The sequence below is a fragment of the Priestia sp. 10L35 genome, assembly GCF_056395685.1.
In genome coordinates this window covers 280,449-300,236 of the sequence record NZ_JBFTKA010000001.1, presented here as the reverse complement: position 1 = coordinate 300,236, position 19,788 = coordinate 280,449, and the positions used below count along the sequence as shown (strand labels likewise).

Below are 19,788 nucleotides of genomic sequence, written 5' to 3'. Positions count from 1 at the left end.
ACCTTTTTATATCTAAAAAGAACAGCCGCTATGTAAAAAAAAGCTGATAACGATTGTCATCAGCTTTTTCACTATAATTATTCGCCTTCTTCGTCAAGGAATGTATTAACCATTTCCTCAACCATGTCCCACTCTTCTTCTGTTTCAATCGGTTGAAGCTCACCGTCTTGACCATCTTCACTTGGTGTGAAAGCAGATGCATGAATTTCAATTTCCTCTTCATCATCTTGGTCTGCTCCGATTGGATAGTAAATTACATATGATTTGTTATATTGATCAGAATCAAATGTGAATAAAATTTCGCATAGCTGCTCATTTCCATTCTCATCGACGATTGTAATTTTATTTTCTTCTACGCTCATGTTTGCACCTCATTTTATATTGTAAGCTCTTAGCTTAACTTTTTCTTCAGCGAAAAGCAAGCCGTTCAGTTATTTCACTTCCCTTTTACGTACAAAAGAATATGCAAAAGGGAAATTCATAACTTTTCAGCTGAGGCAAAGCCTGCTGCTTTTCTTACTGCTTGCTGTCTAAGTATCCTTGAAGAATCATAACAGCTGCCATTTTATCGATTACTTTTTTGCGTTTCTTGCGGCTTACATCGGCAGACAGCAGTACTCGCTCTGCTGCCATCGTCGACAAGCGCTCGTCCCACATCATCGTTTCAATGTTAAGTTTTTCTTTGACGTTGTCAGCAAACTCAATGCACGCTTCGCCTCGAGGGCCAATCGTACCATTCATATTTTTAGGAAGACCCACTACGATTTTCTCTACGGAATATTCGTCAATTAGTTGCTGTAAACGAGGATATGATTGCTCCATCTGCTCATCTGCAATTTTAATTGTTTCAATTCCTTGCGCTGTCCATCCCATTTCATCACTAACTGCCACACCAATTGTTTTGGTTCCTACATCTAATCCTAATACGCGCATTTATGAATCCTTTCGATGCTGTTGTAAATAAGATTTAACAAGTTCTTCAATGAGCTCGTCTCGCTCTAACTGGCGAATTGTGTTTCTCGCATCGTTATGACGAGGAATGTAAGCAGGGTCTCCTGATAACAAATACCCAACGATTTGGTTGATCGGGTTGTAGCCTTTTTCTTGCAGTGCGTCATAAACCGTAAACAATACTTCATGTACGTTTGTTTCAGCTGGCTCATCTTGAAAATTAAATTGCATGGTTTTATCAAATGAACTCACGGTCCCACCTCACTCTCTTAATTTGTGAACACATTGTGCACTATGCTAAGTCTTATTTATATTGTACACCAAGAAAGAGGAGAATTAAACGGATTTAACCCATTCTTCTACAGTGCCAAGTGCTTTTTCAATTTGGCTAGCGTCTTTTCCTCCAGCTTGCGCCATGTCAGGGCGTCCGCCTCCGCCTCCGCCGCAAATCGTCGCTACTTCTTTAACAAGTTTGCCTGCATGATGGCCCTTAGCAATTAAATCTTTTGTTACACCTGCAATAATATTTACCTTTTCACCTTGTGGAGAAGCTAATACGATCACAGCGGATTCTAATTTTTGTTTTAAATCGTCAACCATTGCGCGAAGGTTATTCATATCCGTTGCATTCACTTTCGCTGCTAGTACATTCACACCATTAATGTTTTGCACGCGGTCAACGAGATTGCCAGCTTCAATATTGCCAAGCTTTGTAGATAGTGAATCATTTTCACGCTGAAGGTTACGAATTTCTTCTAGTAATCCTTCAACTCGCCCTACTAAATCACGCGGGTTGGATTTTACTTTTGCCGCAGCTTCTTTTAGTAAGCCTACTTGATCGTTCATTAACTGATAGGCAGCTTTTCCAGTTACAGCTTCAATGCGTCGAGTACCTGCACCGATTCCCGATTCTGATACAATTTTAAATAAACCGATAACAGACGTATTTGGCACGTGACATCCACCACATAATTCTAAGCTGTAGTCGCCTACTTGTACTACGCGCACGATATCTCCGTATTTCTCACCAAATAGCGCCATTGCACCCATCGCTTTTGCTTCGTCAATTGCTTTGTTTTCAATTTGTACAGAGATGCTGTCCCAAATCTTTTCATTAACGATTTGTTCAATTTTTTCGAGCTCTTCTTGTGTCACTTGACCAAAGTGAGAGAAGTCAAAGCGCAAGCGATCCGCTGTTACTAAAGAACCCGCTTGATTAACATGCGTTCCTAACGTATCTTTTAATGCTTGATGCAATAAATGCGTTGCCGTATGGTTTTTCACAATCGCACTGCGGTTTTCTTCATCAAGCGTCGCCGTATATGTTTCACCTTTTACAAGCTCACCGTTTGTTACAGCTACCGTTTGGACATTTTGGCCGTTTGGCGCTTTTTGAACGTCTTTTACTTGCGCTGTTCCTGCAGCACTTTGGATCGTACCTTGGTCCGCAATTTGACCGCCGCTTTCTGCATAGAATGGCGTGTGGCTTAAGATGACTTGCGCTTCTGTTCCAGCTTCAGCGCGGTCAACAAGCTCACCGTCTACAATAATTGCTTCAACAACTGTTTCTACTTCATTTTTATCATAGCCAACAAACTCACTTGCAACGGTTACTTCACCAAGTACGCCGCCTTGAACTTGCATAGAACTAGAATCTTGACGAGCAGCACGCGCACGCTCACGCTGTGCTTCCATTTCACGTTCAAAACCTGCATGATCAATTTTCATGTTCTCATCTTCTGCATATTCTTCCGTTAATTCAACAGGGAATCCATACGTGTCATATAAACGGAAAACATCTTCGCCTTGTACCGTATCACTGTTTTGCGCTTTTTCTTTTTTAATAACGGTTGCCAAAATAGCTAGTCCGTCATTTAACGTTTCGTGAAAACGCTCTTCTTCATTTTTTACTACGCGCTGGATAAAATCCGTTTTTTCCTTTACTTCCGGATAGAAATCAACCATGATTTCACCTACTACCGGCACTAGCTCGTACATGAACGGACGATTAATGTTTAACTTTTTAGCATAGCGAACTGCTCGGCGTAACAAACGGCGCAGCACATACCCACGGCCTTCATTTGAAGGAAGCGCACCATCACCTACAGCAAATGTTACCGTACGAATATGGTCAGCAATGACTTTAAATGCCGTATCTTGCTCATCATTTGTACGATATTTAGCGCCTGAAATGTTTTCTGTTGCTTCAATAATTGGCATAAACAAATCTGTATCAAAGTTTGTTTGCACGTCTTGAATAACAGAAACCATACGCTCTAAGCCCATTCCCGTATCGATGTTTTTCTTTGGAAGCGGCGTGTACGTGCCATCAGGATTGTGATTAAATTGAGAAAATACAAGGTTCCAAATTTCTAAATAGCGCTCATTTTCTCCACCTGGATATAATTCGGGATCAGTTAGGTCATTTCCATATGCTTCTCCGCGATCATAAAAGATCTCTGTATTTGGACCACTCGGACCTTCTCCGATATCCCAGAAATTACCTTCTAAACGAATGATGCGCTCTTTAGGCACGCCCATTTTTTCATTCCAAATCTTAAATGCTTCTTCATCTTCAGGGTGAACTGTTACAGATAGCTTATCTGCGTCGAATCCAATCCATTTATCGCTCGTTAAGAATTCCCATGCCCATTGGATGGCTTCTTCTTTGAAATAATCACCGATAGAGAAATTGCCAAGCATTTCAAAAAACGTATGATGGCGAGCCGTTTTACCTACGTTTTCGATATCGTTTGTACGAATGGATTTTTGTGCGTTACAAATACGCGGATTTTGAGGAATAACACGACCATCAAAATATTTTTTTAATGTAGCTACTCCACTGTTAATCCATAATAAAGATGGATCTTCATGCGGAACTAAAGATGCGCTTGGTTCTACATCATGGCCTTTTTCTTTAAAGAAATCTAAATACATTTGACGAACTTGTGCTGACGTCAGTTTTTTCATGATTGGTCCTCCTTTAATACTCTTCTTATTTATAGACAAAAAAATGATGACATAAAAGCATCTATTTTCTCCGTGTACAAAAGCAATTGCTAGTTATTTGCACACAAAAAAACTCTCATCCCTGTAGCAGGGACGAGAGTTGAACTCGCGGTACCACCCTGATTATAAATGCCAAAAGCATTTATCACCTTCATAGCGTTAACGTTGCTGACACGGCAGGTTTTAGCCTGCACTCTGGACTAGCGTTCAGCTGCTCTTTGTTTAGCGCTTCTTTCAGCCAAGGAAGCCCTTCTCTAAAAACCAGTGTGCAACGTACTCGATCCATCATTGTGTTTAAAATATGTAGCGTTTTCTTATGGCGATATTATGACAAATTAACCGCTCTTTGTCAATGTTTGAGCGTATAAGAGCGGATATGCAAAATAGATATTTTAATGACTGCTAAAATTGGCACAGCCAAAATGAGACCCAATACTCCTCCAAATTCTCCTCCTAAAAGGAGTGCAAGCATGATAAACAAAGGATGAATATGAAGACTCTTTCCTACGATAAGCGGAGACAGCACATTTCCCTCTAGAAACTGCAGCACAAAGATTATAATGACAATGGTAATAACCAACTTTATCGAGATTGTGGCTGCAATAATAGCCGCTGGAACTGCACCAATAATCGGGCCAAAATAAGGAATGATATTCGTTACACCAATAATGAAGCCTAAAAGAAGTGCATAAGGTACATGAAAGAACCACAGTGCTGCCGTGGCAATCACACCAATAATGAGACAAACAAAAAACTGCCCTCTAATATAATTGCCGAGCGATTCATTCACATCCGATAAAAAACGTTCGCCTGGTTTGTGCCACTTTTTAGGCGTGACATAAGCCGTTGCTTTCTTAATAGAGGAAAAATCCTTCAGCATATAAAAAACAATAAATGGAATAATGATTAAAATTAAAAAAGAGGTAATCAATGACTTTAATCCTTCGGCCACTTTTGTAAGCCACACGTTGAGCGTAGCCTCTACATCATCAATGCTGCCTTCAATTTTCTCATGTACACCGTTTGGAAGTGAAGTTGTACGATCATGAATCGATTCTACCCAATGTCTATATGTATTCGTAAAATGAGGCAGCTGTTCATTTAAATCTTTTACTTGTTCCACAAAAATAGGATACGACTTATAGGCTCCAAACCCAATTCCTCCAAAAAAGATGATGTAGATCAGTAAAATAGCTAGAGGACGAGGCACGCCTTTATCATGCGTTTTTTCAATAAGCGGATGAAGTAAATATGTAATGAATGCTGCAATAAAAAAAGGCAACAGTGCTTTTAAAAACATGTAAATAACAGGAAGCCATAAAAACTGGACTTTAAAAAAGACTAATATGCACAGCAGCGCTAATAACAGCAGTCCGAATCTATAGAACCATTTGAATGAACTATCTTTCAACGTAAACTCCTCCTCTCTTCTATTTTTTGATAAAGAAAGGAGTTTATACATGCTGTTGTCTCTTCTGCCTGCAAAAAAGCACTATTGCAGCTCAGTGCAATAGTGCTTTTTTTATTAGTGAATAGCTTTCATCATACGTTTACGCATTTTTTTCATATTTCTTTTTGTAAACATCTCTCGATCATCTGCCATTTTAAATGCATAAGCTCCAAGACCGAAAGCGACTACTGACGGAATAATTCTGCCCATTGCTCTTCCTCCCGGTAAAAAAGAATTAGAAATTAATTGTGCGCTCGTCGTCTGAGAACAAATCATCAAGCGAGCTCAATGTTCCATCTTCTTCTACTTGGTGAGTATTAATTTGTCCTTTTGAAATAGTCATTTCAATAAAACAATTCCAACAGTAATACTGATTTACACCAATTTTGCCAACGTCAATACTTTTACAGTTTGGACATTTAAACAAAGTCGACACCTCTTTATACGTTCTACTTATATAAACGCATTATGTCCACTTCTTTCCATGTCCATACTTTATTTTCTGACAATTAGCAAAGAAGGATGGCAACAAAGGAGTTTATTTAACTCTTTGTTAGCATACGAAAGGTTACATGAAATCATACGGCGTAACGTTTTCCATCCCAATATTTGCATCTTTCATAAATGGAATTTCGGGATCTTCTATGTCGTTATCCAAGCTTTCTCGAAGCAACGGCTGTAAATTCGTTTGGCGAACGCTGTCTTCATTTCGGCTAACTCCCAGCTGAAACGCTTCGTCTTCTCCGCATAAAATTAAAAACTGTTTGCTTCGCGTAACGGCGGTATAAAGTAAATTACGTCGCAGCATCCGGTAATAGCTTTTAACAATTGGAAGCACAACAATTGGAAATTCACTTCCCTGTGATTTATGAATGGAACAGCAGTATGCATGAGTTATTTGATTAAAGTCTTGCTTTGTGTAAGTTACTTCATTTCCTTCATATGAAATAACCAGCATATCCTGTTTTTCCGTATTTTCTTTGGCAAAGAAAACCGAAACGATTTCTCCCATATCTCCGTTAAATACGTTGCTATCCGGCTGATTTACAAGCTGCAGCACTTTATCTCCGACTCGGTACGTAATATCTCCGTGCTTAAGCTCTCTTCTTTGTTCAGAAGCCGGGTTGAATAATTCCTGAAGAACTTCATTCAGCTTATCAATACCTGCAGGACCTTTATACATAGGAGCTAAAACTTGAATATCTTTAGCCGTATAGCCTTTTTTTAACGCATTCCCGCAAACTTGTTGCACGACGTTCGTGATGTGCTGTCCTTGACAACGAATAAAAGAACGATCTCCTTGCTGCCTTGATAAGTCTTCCGGAAGCTTTCCTTTTTTTATTTCATGAGCCAAATCAATAATTGACGATCCTTCCGCTTGCCGGTATACATCTGTCAGACGGACGGTAGGAACTACTTCTGAACTCAGTAAATCTTTTAACACCTGTCCCGGACCTACTGAAGGAAGCTGGTCTTCGTCTCCAACTAAAATAACCTGTAAATTAGCAGGAAGAGATTTAAAAAGCTGATGAGCAAGCCACAAATCTACCATTGATACTTCATCCACAATCAGTAATTTTCCGTCAATTGGATTTTCCTCATTATGATCAAATCCTTCTTGTCCGTTCCATTTTAATAATCTGTGAATGGTAACTGCCGGAAGTCCCGTCGCTTCGCTCATTCGTTTAGCAGCGCGTCCAGTAGGTGCCACAAGTAAAACAGGAAAAGCTTCATCTTTTTTATAATCCCCTGGATTTAACGAACATCCGTGAAGTTCTGCATAGAGTTCGACTATTCCTTTAATAACCGTTGTTTTCCCTGTACCTGGTCCACCCGTTAAGAGAAGCATCGGAGACATTAAAGCGGTTTGTATGCCCTTGCGCTGAGAAGGTGCATATTGCACGTCTAATCGCTCTTCTAGTTCACCCAGTGCCAATAAGAATTCTGATTCTGGAAACTGCTCTTCGTACTGTGTTTGAGCCATAATTTTTTGAATAGCTTTAACCAGCCCTTTTTCAGCATAGAAAAGGGGAGGAAAATAAATTTTTTCGTCTTGAATGATAAGCTTTTTGTCTGCTTTTAATGCGTCCACTTCTCTTGTAAGATCCATTTCAGACAGGTTCTCATGCCTGCTTTTTCGAAGAAGCTCTGCTGTTTTTCCATACAGCTGATCTGCCGTGACGTATACATGTCCCATTTGATTGCATTCTTGCTCAATGACATATAAAATACCTGCACGCAAACGATCAGGATGATTGGTTGCCATACCAAGCCTCTTTCCAAGTTCATCGGCCCTGCTAAAGCCAATACCTTGAATATCTTCTACGAGCTGATAAGGATTATTTTGAACAATTTCAAGCGCTTCTTGTTTGTACGCTTGGAAAATCTTCATCGAAAGCTGCGGTCCAAACCCAAGGTCTGTCAGCTTTACCATTACTTCTTCTAACCCTTGATGTTCACGAAGCTGCGTGACTAAAGCTTCTGCCTTGTCGGCTGAAAGCCTCGGAACCTCTTTTAGCACAGACTCATTTTGCAAAATACGAAAAATAGCGCGTTCTCCTAGAGCGTCCACAATGTTTTCAGCAGTTTTTTTACCGATTCCGTGAAATAAATCGCTAGACAGGTACTGAACAACCCCTTGCCTTGATTGCGGAAGTTCTTTTTTAAACTGTTCAACATGAAACTGCAGACCAAACTTTGGATGCTCTTTGAAGTCTCCGTAAAACGTGTATACTTCATCTTCATTCAGCTTAGGAAAATAGCCTGTAACGACCGTTTCTTTATCTTCAATCTCTAAATTTGTTTTTTTGATCCGTATCCGCGTAACGTTATATAAGTTTTCTTCGTTATGAAAGACCGTTACAATCGACGTGCCGCTTATATAATGACGTTCTGGCTGTGAAGGGTTCACTTGTTCTTCGTTCATGTTATCCTTCCTTTACCCGCTTTCTTAATGTTCTAATGTAGACAGAACTTGTTTGGCATTTGCTGCCATTACGTGATCTGGCTGCACGTTTAAAGCTTCATCTAGCATCTCAATCGCCTTGTCTTTGTCGTCTTTCATAGCATACGCTACGCCTAAATTATAAAAAGCATCGGCGTGTTCTGGCTCTTGATTGACTACCTTAAGAAATTCAGCAATCGCTTCATCTACCATTTCGAGCTGTGCTAAACAAAGACCGTACTGAAATTTTGCTTCTACATCATGTTCGTTTAGTTCTACCGCCCGCTGAAGATAAGGCATCGCAAAACGAATTTCTTCCATATGAAACAGCGTTAAACCAAGCATAAAGTACGCATCGGATGAATCTAAGCCTTTTTTGATTGCTAAATCAAAGTAGTGCTTTGCCTGCTCAAGCTGCTCTGCATTAAAATAAATATTTCCTGCTCCGTAATACGCTGTTGCCGTTTCTTCATCTAATTCAATCGCACGTTCATAAAATTTCAAAGCACGATCCATCTCACTAACAGCCGCTAACAAATTGCCAAAATTCACATACACAATTGGATCTTTTGGATTATCTTCAATTGCTTCTGAAAATGTTTTAGCAGCCTCTTCAAATTTCCCTTCCTGCATATACTGAATTCCTAGCTGATTTTTATCTGTCATTTTTTCGTTCACTCCACTGTTTTAGTTATGATTTAAAAGATTTTCACATCATGAAAATCTACAATATGTAAGTTATTAGTTTACCCAATAAGTAAAGTATATCATAGAAAAACCTCAGCTATATACGGCCGAGGTTTTTCGTTCTTGCTTATATGAATTATACGTACCAGATTTGCTCTTCTTCTTGAAATACTTTGTCAATTGTTGCTCCGCCAAGACATTCATCGTCTTTGTAAAACACAACTGCTTGACCTGGCGTAATTGCGCGAACAGGTTCAGCAAAAATAACCTTAATTGTACCATCATCGACTTTTTCAACGGTTACTGCTGAATCAGTTTGACGATAGCGGAATTTTGCTGTGCACGTCATTGGTGACGACCAGTCACGTTCGCTTACCCAGCTGACATTGGTTGCTGTAAGAGATGTAGAATAAAGAAGCTCATTGTGAAAGCCTTGATCGACGTATAAAACATTTTTTTCTAAATCTTTTCCGACTACAAACCAAGGTTCACCGCTGCCTCCAATACCTAAACCGTGGCGTTGACCAATCGTGTAGTACATAAGACCGTCGTGCTTGCCTTTTACTTCGCCGTCAAGCGTTTGCATTACACCTGGCTGAGCAGGAAGATACTGACTTAAAAATTCTTTGAAGTTGCGTTCACCGATAAAGCAAATACCTGTGCTGTCTTTTTTCGTTGCTGTAGCAAGGCCTGCTTCTTTCGCAATTTCACGCACTTTTGATTTCTCAATTTCACCAATCGGGAACATTACTTTTGAAAGCTGATCTTGTCCTAATTGATTTAAGAAATACGTTTGATCTTTATTTCCATCTACGCCTCTAAGCATTTTATACTCCCCGTCGCGGTACGCAACGCGTGCATAATGTCCTGTCGCTAGATAATCTGCTCCTAGCGTCATTGCATGCTCTAAAAAGGCTTTGAATTTAATTTCTTTATTACACATTACATCAGGATTCGGTGTACGACCTGCTTTATATTCCTCTAAAAAGTAGGTAAATACTTTATCCCAATATTGTTTTTCAAAGTTGACTGCATAGTAGGGAATACCAATTTGATTACATACACGAATAACATCGTTATAATCTTCAGTCGCAGTACAAACGCCGTTTTCATCCGTATCGTCCCAGTTCTTCATAAAGATTCCGATCACATCGTATCCTTGTTGTTTTAATAAAAGAGCTGCTACGGATGAATCAACGCCTCCGCTCATTCCGACTACTACACGTGTATCTTTAGGTGATTTTGTCAACTTCGCCACCTCCGTTTTCTTCATTTTAATTAAATTGTTCGCTAAAAAGCGAAAGAAACGACACAAACCATCAGTGAGGGATGAAGACCCTACTGATGGCTGCTATTTACATCGTTAGTCGCTTAACGATGTTTGCTGTTTGACGTGCGGTTTTTTCAATTTGCTCAGCTGAGTTTCCTAAGCCAAAGCTAAATCGAATAGAAGTTGTTAAACGTTCAGAACCTTTTCCAAACATAGCAACAAGCACATGAGAAGGATCGATTGCTCCCGCTGTGCAAGCTGAACCGCTCGATGCCGCAATTCCTGCTAAGTCTAAATTCACGAGCATCGATTCAACATTTGTTTTTGGAAATGATAAATTTAACACATGTGGCAGAGAATTTTCAAGATGTCCGTTAATTTCAAATGAAATACCTTCTTCTTTCAACACAGCTACCATTATTTCTTTGTATCTTCTATATTCATCTGCACGTGTTTGCAGCGTTTGTTGCGAAATTTTCACAGCTTCTTCAAACCCGACAATACTTGTCATGTTCTCAGTTCCAGCTCGTCGTTTGCGCTCTTGTTCTCCTCCAAATAGCAAAGGAGACAGTGAAACATGAGCAGCTGCATATAAAAAGCCCATCCCTTTTGGTCCGTTAATTTTATGAGCAGAAACGGATAAAAGATCGACACCTAATTGTTGCACATTTAACGGAATTAATCCATAAGCTTGCACTGCATCCGTGTGGAAATATGCTCCATGCTCTTTTAATAGAACTCCAATTTCTCCAATTGGCTGAATAGCACCTACTTCATTATTTCCAAACATCACCGACACAAGAATTGTTTGATCGGTTAGGGCTGATTTTATTTCATCCACAGATACTTGTCCGTACTCATTAACTGGTAAGTAAGTCACTTCAAAGCCCTGTGTTTCTAAATATTCACACGTATGAAGCACAGCGTGGTGTTCAATTTGCGTGGTAATAATATGATTTCCTTTATGGCGGTTTGCAAGAGCTACTCCGATCAGTGCCATATTATCTGCTTCTGTCCCACCACTTGTAAAAATCAGTTCATTTTCGTGTGCTCCAATACTTGCTGCAATCGTTTGGCGAGCTTCGTCTAAATAGCGTCGACTTTCCCGCCCGTAGTGATGAATACTGGACGGATTTCCAAAGTACTCATGCATAAAAGTCGTCATTTTCTCAACGACTGCTGGATGTATTGGAGACGTTGCTGCATGATCAACATAAATACGTTCCAAAATAAACGCCTCCTAGCTCATTATTAAATATAAAACATATAAGACGCTTGATCATCATCAGAATGATTTGCTAAATCTTCAAGCGTTGTACTATCTAGCACTTCTTTAACCGCATCTCGAATACGAATCCACAGCTCGCGTTTTGCAGGCTCTTCATCTTCAATTCCTTCTACAGGACTAATAGGACCTTCTAAAACAGAAATAATATCACCAGAAGTAATGTTAGCAGGTTCATGTGCTAAGATGTAACCTCCATAAGCTCCGCGCACGCTTTTTACAAGCCCAGCGTTACGCAGCGGTGAAATAAGCTGCTCTAAATAATGTTCAGATAAGTCATGCGTTTGAGCAATAGTTTTAAGCGAGATAGGACCTTCGCCAAAGCGCTTCGCAAGCTCAATCATAATCGTTAAACCGTAGCGTCCTTTTGTTGAAATTTTCATACGATACACTCCTTCAATACACTTTTTTTATTTATGAAAAAAATAAGACCCTCACGTTGTCACTGAATGCTGTGATGAGTCGTTTTTTACTAAGCTATATGAACTTCTCTATATCCATTTCTTGCAAATGTAACTGTTGATATTATAACATACTATGCCTATAAGATAAATTTCCACCACCTATTCACCGCTTGTGATACAGTGAAAGAAAAGAAAGGAGAAAAACATGGCTACAAAACCTCTCGCATTTCGAATGCGTCCGACTCATTTAGATGACGTTATCGGACAGCAGCATTTAGTTGGCAAAGATAAAATGATTTATCGAATGGTAAAAGCAAATCACTTAAGCTCGATGATTTTATATGGACCTCCAGGCGTTGGAAAAACAACAATTGCCACGGCTATTGCAAAAACAACCAACACGGCGTTTCGTCAGTTGAATGCTGTTGTAAACAATAAAAAGGATATGGAAATTGTCGCCGAAGAAGCCAAAATGTCAGGCAAAGTAATTCTCCTGTTAGATGAAGTTCATCGCCTTGACAAAGCTAAGCAAGACTTTTTGCTTCCTTACTTAGAAAACGGCATGATCATTCTAATCGGAGCGACAACAAGCAATCCTTATCACGCAATTAATCCTGCTATTCGAAGCAGATGCCAAATCTTCGAATTAAAATCTCTTACGCCAGATGATATCAAAATGGCGCTAACAAGGGCGCTCAACGACTCATCAAACGGATTTGGGGATAGAAAAATTATCGTAGAAGATGACGCCATGAACCACTTTGCCAACAGCTGTAACGGTGACGTGCGCTCGGCTTTGAATGCTCTGGAACTGGCTGTTTTATCAACAGGTGAAAGCGATGGTAAAATCGTTATTACCTTACAAACGGCAGAAGAATGTCTGCAGCAAAAATATTTTTCACATGATAAAAATGGTGACGCTCACTATGATGTATTATCGGCTTTTCAAAAATCGATTCGCGGCAGCGACGTAAATGCCGCTCTTCATTATTTGGGACGGCTAATTGAAGCAGGAGACTTGATCAGCATCAATCGTCGCCTTTTAGTCATTGCCTATGAAGACATTGGACTAGCTGATCCGGATGCCGGCATGAGAACTCTCGCAGCTATTCAAGCAACTGAGCGATTAGGACTCCCAGAAGCACGTATCCCGCTTGCAAACGCCGTTATTGAGCTTTGTCTATCACCGAAGTCCAACGCTGCTTACAAAGCATTAGATGAAGCGATAAACGATATTAAAAAAGGGCTTTCCGGCGACGTTCCCCCTCATTTGAAGGATGCTCATTACAAAGGAGCAGAGAACCTTGGCCGAGGCGTTGCATATCAATACCCGCATGATTTTGATAACGGATGGGTCCTTCAACAGTATTTACCGGATCGCATCAAAAACAAACAATATTTTCATCCTAAACAAAATGGACAAGAAAAATACTTTTCAAAAGTTTTCAATCGTTTAGAGACATTAAAAAAAGAAAATGGCTGAAACTGTTGCTCAGTTTCAAAGCCATTTTCTTTTTTGTCTTTATCTATTAAGCTGCACTTTTAACGTCTTTGCGTTTTTTCGTTTTTGTTGAACCTTTAAAGTAGCTGTCTAAAAGTTTAGCGACTAAACGAGCGATTATGTTAAACAACAGAACCATAATGATTAAAATAGCAGCTGACTTTGTTGCAATCAATCTTGCATCAGGTACGATTCCTTCAGAGTTTAATTTCCAAATGTGAACGGCAAGCGTCTCTGCCGGTCGAAAAATATTAAACGGGTTTACAGGACTCGTTAAGTCAGCATTTGAATTTAACATCGGCGTCGTTAAGCCAGCCGTATAAATCAACGCAGCTGCCTCTCCAAAGATTCGTCCCGCTGTTAAAATAACGCCTGTGATAATTTGTTGAATCGCTGATGGAATGACGACTTTGACAATTGTTTGCCATTTAGTCGCACCCAACCCTAAACTCGCTTCTTTTACACTCGCAGGAACAGATGCAATCGCACTTTCACATACGCGCGTTAAACCCGGTAAATTTAAAATTGTAATCACAAGTGCTCCGCCGATAAGCGTATAGCCCCAGCCTGAAAATGTGACAAAAATTAATAATCCAAATAAACCAACTACAATGGACGGTAATGACGCCATTGTTTCGATACATAAGCGGACGAAATTTAAGAAACGACCTTGCTTCGCGTACTCCGCTAAGTAAATTCCGGCTCCTAAACCAAGAGGAATAGAAATGATCAGCGTTAAAACAAGCATGTAGAACGAGTTAAACAGTTGGGGTCCGATACCGCCTCCTGCCATCGTATTGCTTGGCTTTCCAAATAAAAAGTTCGGATCCCAAAATCCCCAACCTTTAGCGATAATTTCAACAACTAAATACACTAATAGCAACACAACTAGAGCGGCAATGCCATAAAAAATACCTGTCCATATATTATTTACTGTGCGTGCATTTTTGTTTCTCATTGATGAGCACCTCGTTTCCCAATTGCTCGGATAATTAAAATGAACACGAAAGAAATAAGCAGTAAAATCATGGCTAACGTCCACAGTGCGTTATTCCATGCCGTTCCGTTTAACGTATTAGACATATCCATTGTTAAAATACCTGTTAATGTTGCCGTTGGGCTATATAAGCTTTCAGGAAGCTTAACCGTGTTTCCGATAACCATTTGAACAGCTAGCGCTTCTCCGAATGCGCGGGCAAGCCCTAACACAATACCTGTTAAAATACCTGTTTTAGCAGATGGAATAATGACTCGGCTAATTGCCTGCCATCTTGTTGAACCTAGTCCATAAGAAGCTTCTAAATATTCAGGTGCTACGCTTCGAATTGCATCGTCAGCAATACTTGCAATTGTCGGAAGAATCATGACGCTTAAGACAATAATTCCGGCAATCAAACTAAAGCCCACTCCGCCGAAGTTATCGCGAAGAAGCGGCACTAAAATTGTAACCCCTAAAAGACCGTATACCACTGAAGGAACTCCTACTAAAAGTTCTAAAACGGGTCGTAAAACCGTTGAACCAAATTTAGGCGAAATATAGTTGTTAAAAATGGCGATAGCAATTCCAATTGGAGCACTTATAATAACGGCTCCGATTGATACAAGCATGGAACCTAGAATAAACACAAGTGCACCGTATTCTTTATTGTTTGGACTCCATTTTGTTGAAGTCAACATTTCACCGATTGATATATTACTTTGTAAAAATGACTGTATGCCTTTTTCACAAATAAATACGATAATAGCTAACGTAACAAGTACAATTAAAATACCGCAAAATGTAGAAAGCGTACGGCCAATGTATTCGCTTTTTACATAATTAATGGATTTTTTCCCCTTCATCGCTCTGTCTCCTTACATATTCAGTATATATTCGCTTTTCTTTTTATTCGCTATATACTTTATTAACATTCAAATAGAATAAGACTGACTGTGTTAGTCAGCCCTATTCTTTTTAAAAACACTCTTATTTTTTGAACTCAGTCATTGGGATATATCCCATATCTTTTACTTGCTTAGCAAAGTCTTTACCGGCTACGTAGTCAATGTACTCTTTTGCACCATCTTTTGGCTCACCGTTTGTAATCATGTACTCATAAGACCAAAACGGATATTTTTTAGAAACAATGTTTTCTGTTGTTGGCTCTACACCATCAATATTAAGCATTTTTAAACTTTCTTTTTTATCGCCAATTAAATACGACATAGCAAGGTAACTTACTGCTCCTGGCGTTGAGTTTACTGATTGCTCAACCGCTCCGTTTGAATCTTGAGCTGTACCAACGCTGTCATTTACTTTTGCGTCACCCATTAATGTTTTCTCGAATGTAGCACGTGTACCAGATGATGCTGGACGGTTGATTACGTTAATTTTCTCGTCGTTTCCGCCAACTTCTTTCCAGTTTTTAATTTCACCAGAGAAAATCTTTTGAATTTGCTCTTTTGTTAACGATTCTACTTTTACATCTTTATTTACAACAAGTGCGAACCCAATGCCCGCTACTTTCGTATCGACAAGTTTATCTGCTTTTGATTTATCTTCGATTTTATCAGCTGCTGGAACGTCAGAGTTTCCAATGTCAACTGCTCCTGATGCTACTTGGTTAACACCCGTTCCACTACCTCCACCTTGTACCGTTACTGAAAGGTTTGGATATTTTTCAGTAATTCCATTGGCTGCTTCTTCTGCAAGTGGTTGTAAAGCTGTAGATCCCGCCGCTGTTAACGTACCTGAAACTTCTTCTTTGCTGCCCGAACCACTGTCGTTGCTTGCTCCGTCTTTACCACATGCTGCTAGTGCTCCTACCATTAAAAAAGCTGCTAATGTTACTTTAAAACCCTTTGTTTTCATTACATTACCCTCCAATAAATATATGTGTAATTAGTACTAGTCCTTTGTACTCGAACAACAGGTACAAGACACATTATACGAGTAGATTGTTGTCTTTATATGAAGTGAATTTTAAGTTACTGTAAACTTACTTATTTGGGGTTTATTTTTTCTTATTTCTATCAAAACCCTTGATACATAAGACTTTCTGAATATTTCTGTAGAAGATATAAAAGAAAGAAAGCCAAAACGTAAATTTTATGTAAATAAAGCGTTAAATAAATTTACATAAATCTCTTTTTTTAATACAGTGTAAATTCACCATCAAGCCATATTTTTCAATTTATTAGTACTTTTTATACATATCAAACAGAAGATTCCATCCAAAGCATAAATAGAACAGATATTTCCATAAAAAAAAGAAGGCTGCGATAGCCTTCTTTTTATTCATCACCTACGCGGCGAATCTTAATATCACTTAATAATTCATTGATAACATGGCCGCCCATAATTAATCCTGCTACAGATGGAACAAAAGCATTAGAAGATGGGGGCATTTTCGCTTTGCGAATTTGCGCTTGATCGTTTCCTACTTCTTTGCGAACTTCTTCGCGAATAACGATTGGACGTTCATCAGAAAAAACGACGTTAATTCCTTTGCGAATTCCTTCTTTACGCAGACGAGTACGAACCACTTTTGCAATCGGATCTGTATGTGTCTTTGAAATGTCTGCAATTTTAAAACGTGTTGGATCCATTTTATTCGCAGCACCCATACTTGAAATAATCGGAATATCACGTTTTAAACATTCTTTCATTAAATGAATTTTATACGAAATCGTATCGGATGCATCCACTACGAAGTCCGGTTTGTAACTAAAGAACTCTTCATACGTTTCTTCCGTATAAAACATTTGAAGAGAAACGACGTCACAGTCTGGGTTAATATCCAAAATACGCTGTTTCATTAATTCTGTCTTGGGCTGACCTACCGTAGAAAGCAGCGCGTGAATTTGACGATTTACGTTTGTAATATCAACATCGTCTTTATCTACAAGAATTAAACGCCCTACTCCTGACCGAGCCAAAGCCTCAGCAGAAAACGACCCTACTCCTCCTATCCCTAAAATAGCAACTGTGCTGCCTTTTAAAGTAGCTAGCCCTTCTTTTCCTATCGCCAGTTCATTACGCGAAAACTGATGCAACATGTTAAAACACTCCTCTATTAAATACACCAACGTGTATGATTAATTCAAATAAACAACGAAATTGACTATATCATATTTTTAGCAAAACGAACATGAGCATTCGTTATTTATCCATAAAAAAACTCTATGCAAATAATTACATAGAGGATTTTTTATATGTATGCTAGTCCCGATCGTGCCGTCTCGAGTGCCTTCGTTTTGAACCCGCTCTCGGCAGGTGGGTGCTCTGCTTTAACCATTGTAAGTCCTCGAGATGAGGCATGTACGCTCGTTAAAAACTCCGAGCTCCCAAGCAAAAAATTGTTCGGTCAAAACTGGATTAAGGACGAACACATCAGGACTATTTAGTTCTTGAAAGTATCTTATCACAGAAAAAATCACTTTGCAATTAATAAGTAAAACAAAAAAATCGAGCCTGTCACGTTCCAGTGACAGGCTCGATTTAACAGACGGTTCAATCGATTACGCTTCTGTTTTTTGCTTTTTCACCTGCAAATGCAGCTCGTCTAATTGCGCTTCACTTACTTCACCAGGTGCGTTTGTTAATAGACAGCTTGCACTTGCTGTTTTAGGGAAGGCAATTGTATCACGCAAGTTTGTGCGTCCTGCTAGAAGCATAACCAAACGGTCAAGACCTAATGCAATTCCGCCGTGAGGAGGAGTACCGTATTCAAATGCTTCAAGTAAGAAACCGAACTGCTCATATGCTTCTTCTAATGTAAATCCAAGCGTTTTAAACATTTTTTCTTGAATATCACGCTCGTAAATACGTAAAGATCCTCCGCCAAGTTCGTAACCATTCAATACTAAGTCATATGCTTGTGCACGGACTTGTCCAGGATCGCTTTCTAACATTGGTAAATCTTCACGAACTGGCATTGTGAATGGATGATGAGCCGCGTAGTAACGGTTGTCTTCTTCATCATGCTCAAGAAGAGGCCAATCTGTTACCCATAGGAAGTTAAATTTCGTTTCATCAATAATTCCTTGTTCTTTTGCAAGCTTTAGACGAAGAGCGCCAAGTGCATCTGCTACAACTGACTTTTTATCAGCTACAAATAAAAGTAAATCTCCTTCTTCCGTTTGAAGAGCTTCAGCAAATTGCTTTTGCTCATCTTCATTGAAGAATTTTGCAATCGGTCCTTTTAAGCCGTCAGCTTCAACTTTCAACCATGCTAACCCTTTAGCACCGTAAATTTTCACGAACTCTGTTAGAGCATCGATATCTTTACGTGAATAGCTAGAAGCGCCACCTTTCACGTTAATTGCTTTTACTTCTCCGCCGTTTTCAACTGCTGCGCTAAATACTTTGAACCCGCAGTCTTTCACAAGCTCTGATAAGTTGACTAGCTCCATTTCAAAACGTGTATCCGGCTTATCTGAACCGTAGCGACTCATCGCTTCATCATATGACATGCGCGGGAAAGGCGTCGTTATATCTAAATCTTTTACTCGCTTCATTACTTTAGACATCATTTCTTCCGTCATTGTCATGATGTCCTCTTGAGATAAAAATGATGTTTCAATATCGATTTGAGTAAATTCAGGCTGACGATCTGCACGCAAGTCTTCATCGCGGAAGCAGCGAGCGATTTGATAATAACGCTCAACTCCGCTTACCATTAGCAGCTGCTTAAAGATTTGCGGTGATTGAGGAAGAGCATAAAACTCCCCTTCGTGCACGCGGCTTGGCACAAGATAATCACGTGCGCCTTCTGGCGTACTTTTCGTTAAAATAGGTGTTTCAACATCTAAAAAGTCATTTTGATCCAAGAAGTCACGAATTGTTTTTGTAATGTCATTGCGCATTTTAAGCGTGTTAAACATCTCAGAACGTCGAAGGTCTAAATAACGATATTTTAATCGAACATCTTCTGATACTTCCGTTTGATCTGCAATGGCAAAAGGAGGTGTTTTGGCTTTGTTTAATACCGTAATCTGCTCAGCGTGAACTTCAATTTTACCTGTTTTTAAGTTCGAGTTAACGGTTCCCTCTTCACGAGCTACAACAGTTCCTTGCACTTCCAGTACGAATTCATTACGTACATCTTCAGCAATTTTTAGCGCTTCAGCAGATTTTTCAGGATTAAATACAACCTGTACAACTCCGCCGCGGTCGCGTAAATCAATAAAGATTAATCCCCCTAAATCACGGCGTTTTTGAACCCATCCTTTTAATAGAACTGTTTCGCCAGTTGCTTGTTCTGTTACATCTCCACAGTAGTATGAACGTTTTGTCATCATGGTTC

The 19,788-nt window shown here is 39.4% G+C and carries 19 protein-coding genes and 1 other RNA gene; 1 reads left to right on the top strand and 19 read right to left on the bottom strand.

Features of this window, described 5'->3' with window-relative positions; translation table 11 throughout:
• Positions 1-77: 77 nt before the first annotated feature.
• The 13 genes from AC1DEF_RS01480 to cymR form a co-directional block, all read right to left on the bottom strand.
• On the bottom strand, positions 78-362 hold the full coding sequence (locus AC1DEF_RS01480; RefSeq protein ID WP_013059285.1) for a DUF1292 domain-containing protein: 285 nt from the start codon (positions 360-362) through the stop codon (positions 78-80).
• Between the two features lie 154 nt (positions 363-516).
• On the bottom strand, positions 517-933 hold the full coding sequence (ruvX, locus tag AC1DEF_RS01475; protein WP_013059286.1) for a Holliday junction resolvase RuvX: 417 nt from the start codon (positions 931-933) through the stop codon (positions 517-519).
• Positions 934-1,203 carry an IreB family regulatory phosphoprotein gene (locus AC1DEF_RS01470; protein WP_013059287.1) on the bottom strand — a complete coding sequence of 90 codons (270 nt, stop codon included), beginning with the start codon at positions 1,201-1,203 and terminating at the stop codon, positions 934-936.
• Between the two features lie 84 nt (positions 1,204-1,287).
• The gene (alaS, locus tag AC1DEF_RS01465) at positions 1,288-3,921 is read right to left on the bottom strand and encodes an alanine--tRNA ligase (protein WP_097824621.1); all 2,634 of its coding nucleotides are present in this window, start codon (positions 3,919-3,921) and stop codon (positions 1,288-1,290) included.
• Between the two features lie 190 nt (positions 3,922-4,111).
• On the bottom strand, positions 4,112-4,249 hold the full coding sequence (locus AC1DEF_RS01460; protein WP_013059289.1) for a hypothetical protein: 138 nt from the start codon (positions 4,247-4,249) through the stop codon (positions 4,112-4,114).
• 60 nt (positions 4,250-4,309) lie between these two features.
• Positions 4,310-5,371 carry an AI-2E family transporter gene (locus AC1DEF_RS01455; protein ID WP_013059290.1) on the bottom strand — a complete coding sequence of 354 codons (1,062 nt, stop codon included), beginning with the start codon at positions 5,369-5,371 and terminating at the stop codon, positions 4,310-4,312.
• A 114-nt stretch (positions 5,372-5,485) separates the two neighbouring features.
• The gene (locus AC1DEF_RS01450) at positions 5,486-5,620 is read right to left on the bottom strand and encodes a YrzQ family protein (RefSeq protein WP_013059291.1); all 135 of its coding nucleotides are present in this window, start codon (positions 5,618-5,620) and stop codon (positions 5,486-5,488) included.
• 25 nt (positions 5,621-5,645) lie between these two features.
• Positions 5,646-5,837, bottom strand: a complete 192-nt coding sequence (locus AC1DEF_RS01445; RefSeq protein WP_013059292.1) for a hypothetical protein — start codon at positions 5,835-5,837, stop codon at positions 5,646-5,648.
• Positions 5,838-5,978: 141 nt separating this feature from the next.
• Entirely contained in the window at positions 5,979-8,336 is a 2,358-nt protein-coding gene (gene recD2 / locus AC1DEF_RS01440; RefSeq protein WP_013059293.1) for an SF1B family DNA helicase RecD2, read from the bottom strand.
• Positions 8,337-8,360: 24 nt separating this feature from the next.
• Positions 8,361-9,020, bottom strand: a complete 660-nt coding sequence (locus AC1DEF_RS01435; protein ID WP_013085089.1) for a tetratricopeptide repeat protein — start codon at positions 9,018-9,020, stop codon at positions 8,361-8,363.
• A 157-nt stretch (positions 9,021-9,177) separates the two neighbouring features.
• Positions 9,178-10,290: a tRNA 2-thiouridine(34) synthase MnmA gene (gene mnmA, locus AC1DEF_RS01430; protein WP_097824623.1), complete on the bottom strand. Its 1,113-nt coding sequence runs from the start codon at positions 10,288-10,290 to the stop codon at positions 9,178-9,180.
• A gap of 106 nt (positions 10,291-10,396) precedes the next feature.
• Entirely contained in the window at positions 10,397-11,539 is a 1,143-nt protein-coding gene (locus AC1DEF_RS01425) for a cysteine desulfurase family protein (RefSeq protein ID WP_025750574.1), read from the bottom strand.
• Positions 11,540-11,562: 23 nt separating this feature from the next.
• Positions 11,563-11,979, bottom strand: a complete 417-nt coding sequence (gene cymR, locus AC1DEF_RS01420) for a cysteine metabolism transcriptional regulator CymR (RefSeq protein ID WP_013059297.1) — start codon at positions 11,977-11,979, stop codon at positions 11,563-11,565.
• Positions 11,980-12,205: 226 nt separating this feature from the next.
• On the opposite strand from cymR, the gene AC1DEF_RS01415 reads away from it, so the two are divergent.
• A complete protein-coding gene (locus AC1DEF_RS01415; protein WP_097824624.1) occupies positions 12,206-13,483 on the top strand; it encodes a replication-associated recombination protein A in 1,278 nt (425 codons plus the stop codon).
• A gap of 46 nt (positions 13,484-13,529) precedes the next feature.
• Here AC1DEF_RS01415 and pstA read toward each other — a convergent pair whose 3' ends face one another.
• From pstA to aspS, 6 genes are all read right to left on the bottom strand, one after another.
• Positions 13,530-14,459, bottom strand: coding sequence for a phosphate ABC transporter permease PstA (pstA, locus tag AC1DEF_RS01410; protein ID WP_043976149.1), 930 nt, complete (start codon positions 14,457-14,459; stop codon positions 13,530-13,532).
• Positions 14,456-15,343, bottom strand: coding sequence for a phosphate ABC transporter permease subunit PstC (gene pstC, locus AC1DEF_RS01405; protein ID WP_013059300.1), 888 nt, complete (start codon positions 15,341-15,343; stop codon positions 14,456-14,458). The genes pstA and pstC overlap by 4 nt, the downstream gene beginning before the upstream one ends.
• A gap of 124 nt (positions 15,344-15,467) precedes the next feature.
• A complete protein-coding gene (locus AC1DEF_RS01400; protein WP_043976147.1) occupies positions 15,468-16,352 on the bottom strand; it encodes a phosphate ABC transporter substrate-binding protein PstS family protein in 885 nt (294 codons plus the stop codon).
• Positions 16,353-16,774: 422 nt separating this feature from the next.
• Positions 16,775-17,539: a tRNA threonylcarbamoyladenosine dehydratase gene (locus AC1DEF_RS01395; protein ID WP_025750578.1), complete on the bottom strand. Its 765-nt coding sequence runs from the start codon at positions 17,537-17,539 to the stop codon at positions 16,775-16,777.
• Between the two features lie 162 nt (positions 17,540-17,701).
• Positions 17,702-17,883, bottom strand: a non-coding RNA gene (ssrS, locus tag AC1DEF_RS01390) — 6S RNA.
• 118 nt (positions 17,884-18,001) lie between these two features.
• On the bottom strand, positions 18,002-19,780 hold the full coding sequence (aspS, locus tag AC1DEF_RS01385; protein WP_043976143.1) for an aspartate--tRNA ligase: 1,779 nt from the start codon (positions 19,778-19,780) through the stop codon (positions 18,002-18,004).
• Between the last annotated feature and the right edge of the window lie 8 nt (positions 19,781-19,788).

Excerpts from the sequence above, each read along its gene's own strand:
- aspS (WP_043976143.1), bottom strand. The coding sequence starts at position 19,780 with ATGACAAAACGTTCATACTACTGTGGAGATGTAACAGAACAAGCAACT.
- AC1DEF_RS01480 (WP_013059285.1), bottom strand. The coding sequence starts at position 362 with ATGAGCGTAGAAGAAAATAAAATTACAATCGTCGATGAGAATGGAAAT.
- alaS (WP_097824621.1), bottom strand. The coding sequence starts at position 3,921 with ATGAAAAAACTGACGTCAGCACAAGTTCGTCAAATGTATTTAGATTTC.
- cymR (WP_013059297.1), bottom strand. The coding sequence starts at position 11,979 with ATGAAAATTTCAACAAAAGGACGCTACGGTTTAACGATTATGATTGAG.
- recD2 (WP_013059293.1), bottom strand. The coding sequence starts at position 8,336 with ATGAACGAAGAACAAGTGAACCCTTCACAGCCAGAACGTCATTATATA.
- pstA (WP_043976149.1), bottom strand. The coding sequence starts at position 14,459 with ATGAGAAACAAAAATGCACGCACAGTAAATAATATATGGACAGGTATT.
- AC1DEF_RS01415 (WP_097824624.1), top strand. The coding sequence starts at position 12,206 with ATGGCTACAAAACCTCTCGCATTTCGAATGCGTCCGACTCATTTAGAT.
- AC1DEF_RS01435 (WP_013085089.1), bottom strand. The coding sequence starts at position 9,020 with ATGACAGATAAAAATCAGCTAGGAATTCAGTATATGCAGGAAGGGAAA.
- pstC (WP_013059300.1), bottom strand. The coding sequence starts at position 15,343 with ATGAAGGGGAAAAAATCCATTAATTATGTAAAAAGCGAATACATTGGC.
- AC1DEF_RS01460 (WP_013059289.1), bottom strand. The coding sequence starts at position 4,249 with ATGATGGATCGAGTACGTTGCACACTGGTTTTTAGAGAAGGGCTTCCT.
- AC1DEF_RS01400 (WP_043976147.1), bottom strand. The coding sequence starts at position 16,352 with ATGAAAACAAAGGGTTTTAAAGTAACATTAGCAGCTTTTTTAATGGTA.
- AC1DEF_RS01450 (WP_013059291.1), bottom strand. The coding sequence starts at position 5,620 with ATGGGCAGAATTATTCCGTCAGTAGTCGCTTTCGGTCTTGGAGCTTAT.
- AC1DEF_RS01395 (WP_025750578.1), bottom strand. The coding sequence starts at position 17,539 with ATGTTGCATCAGTTTTCGCGTAATGAACTGGCGATAGGAAAAGAAGGG.
- ruvX (WP_013059286.1), bottom strand. The coding sequence starts at position 933 with ATGCGCGTATTAGGATTAGATGTAGGAACCAAAACAATTGGTGTGGCA.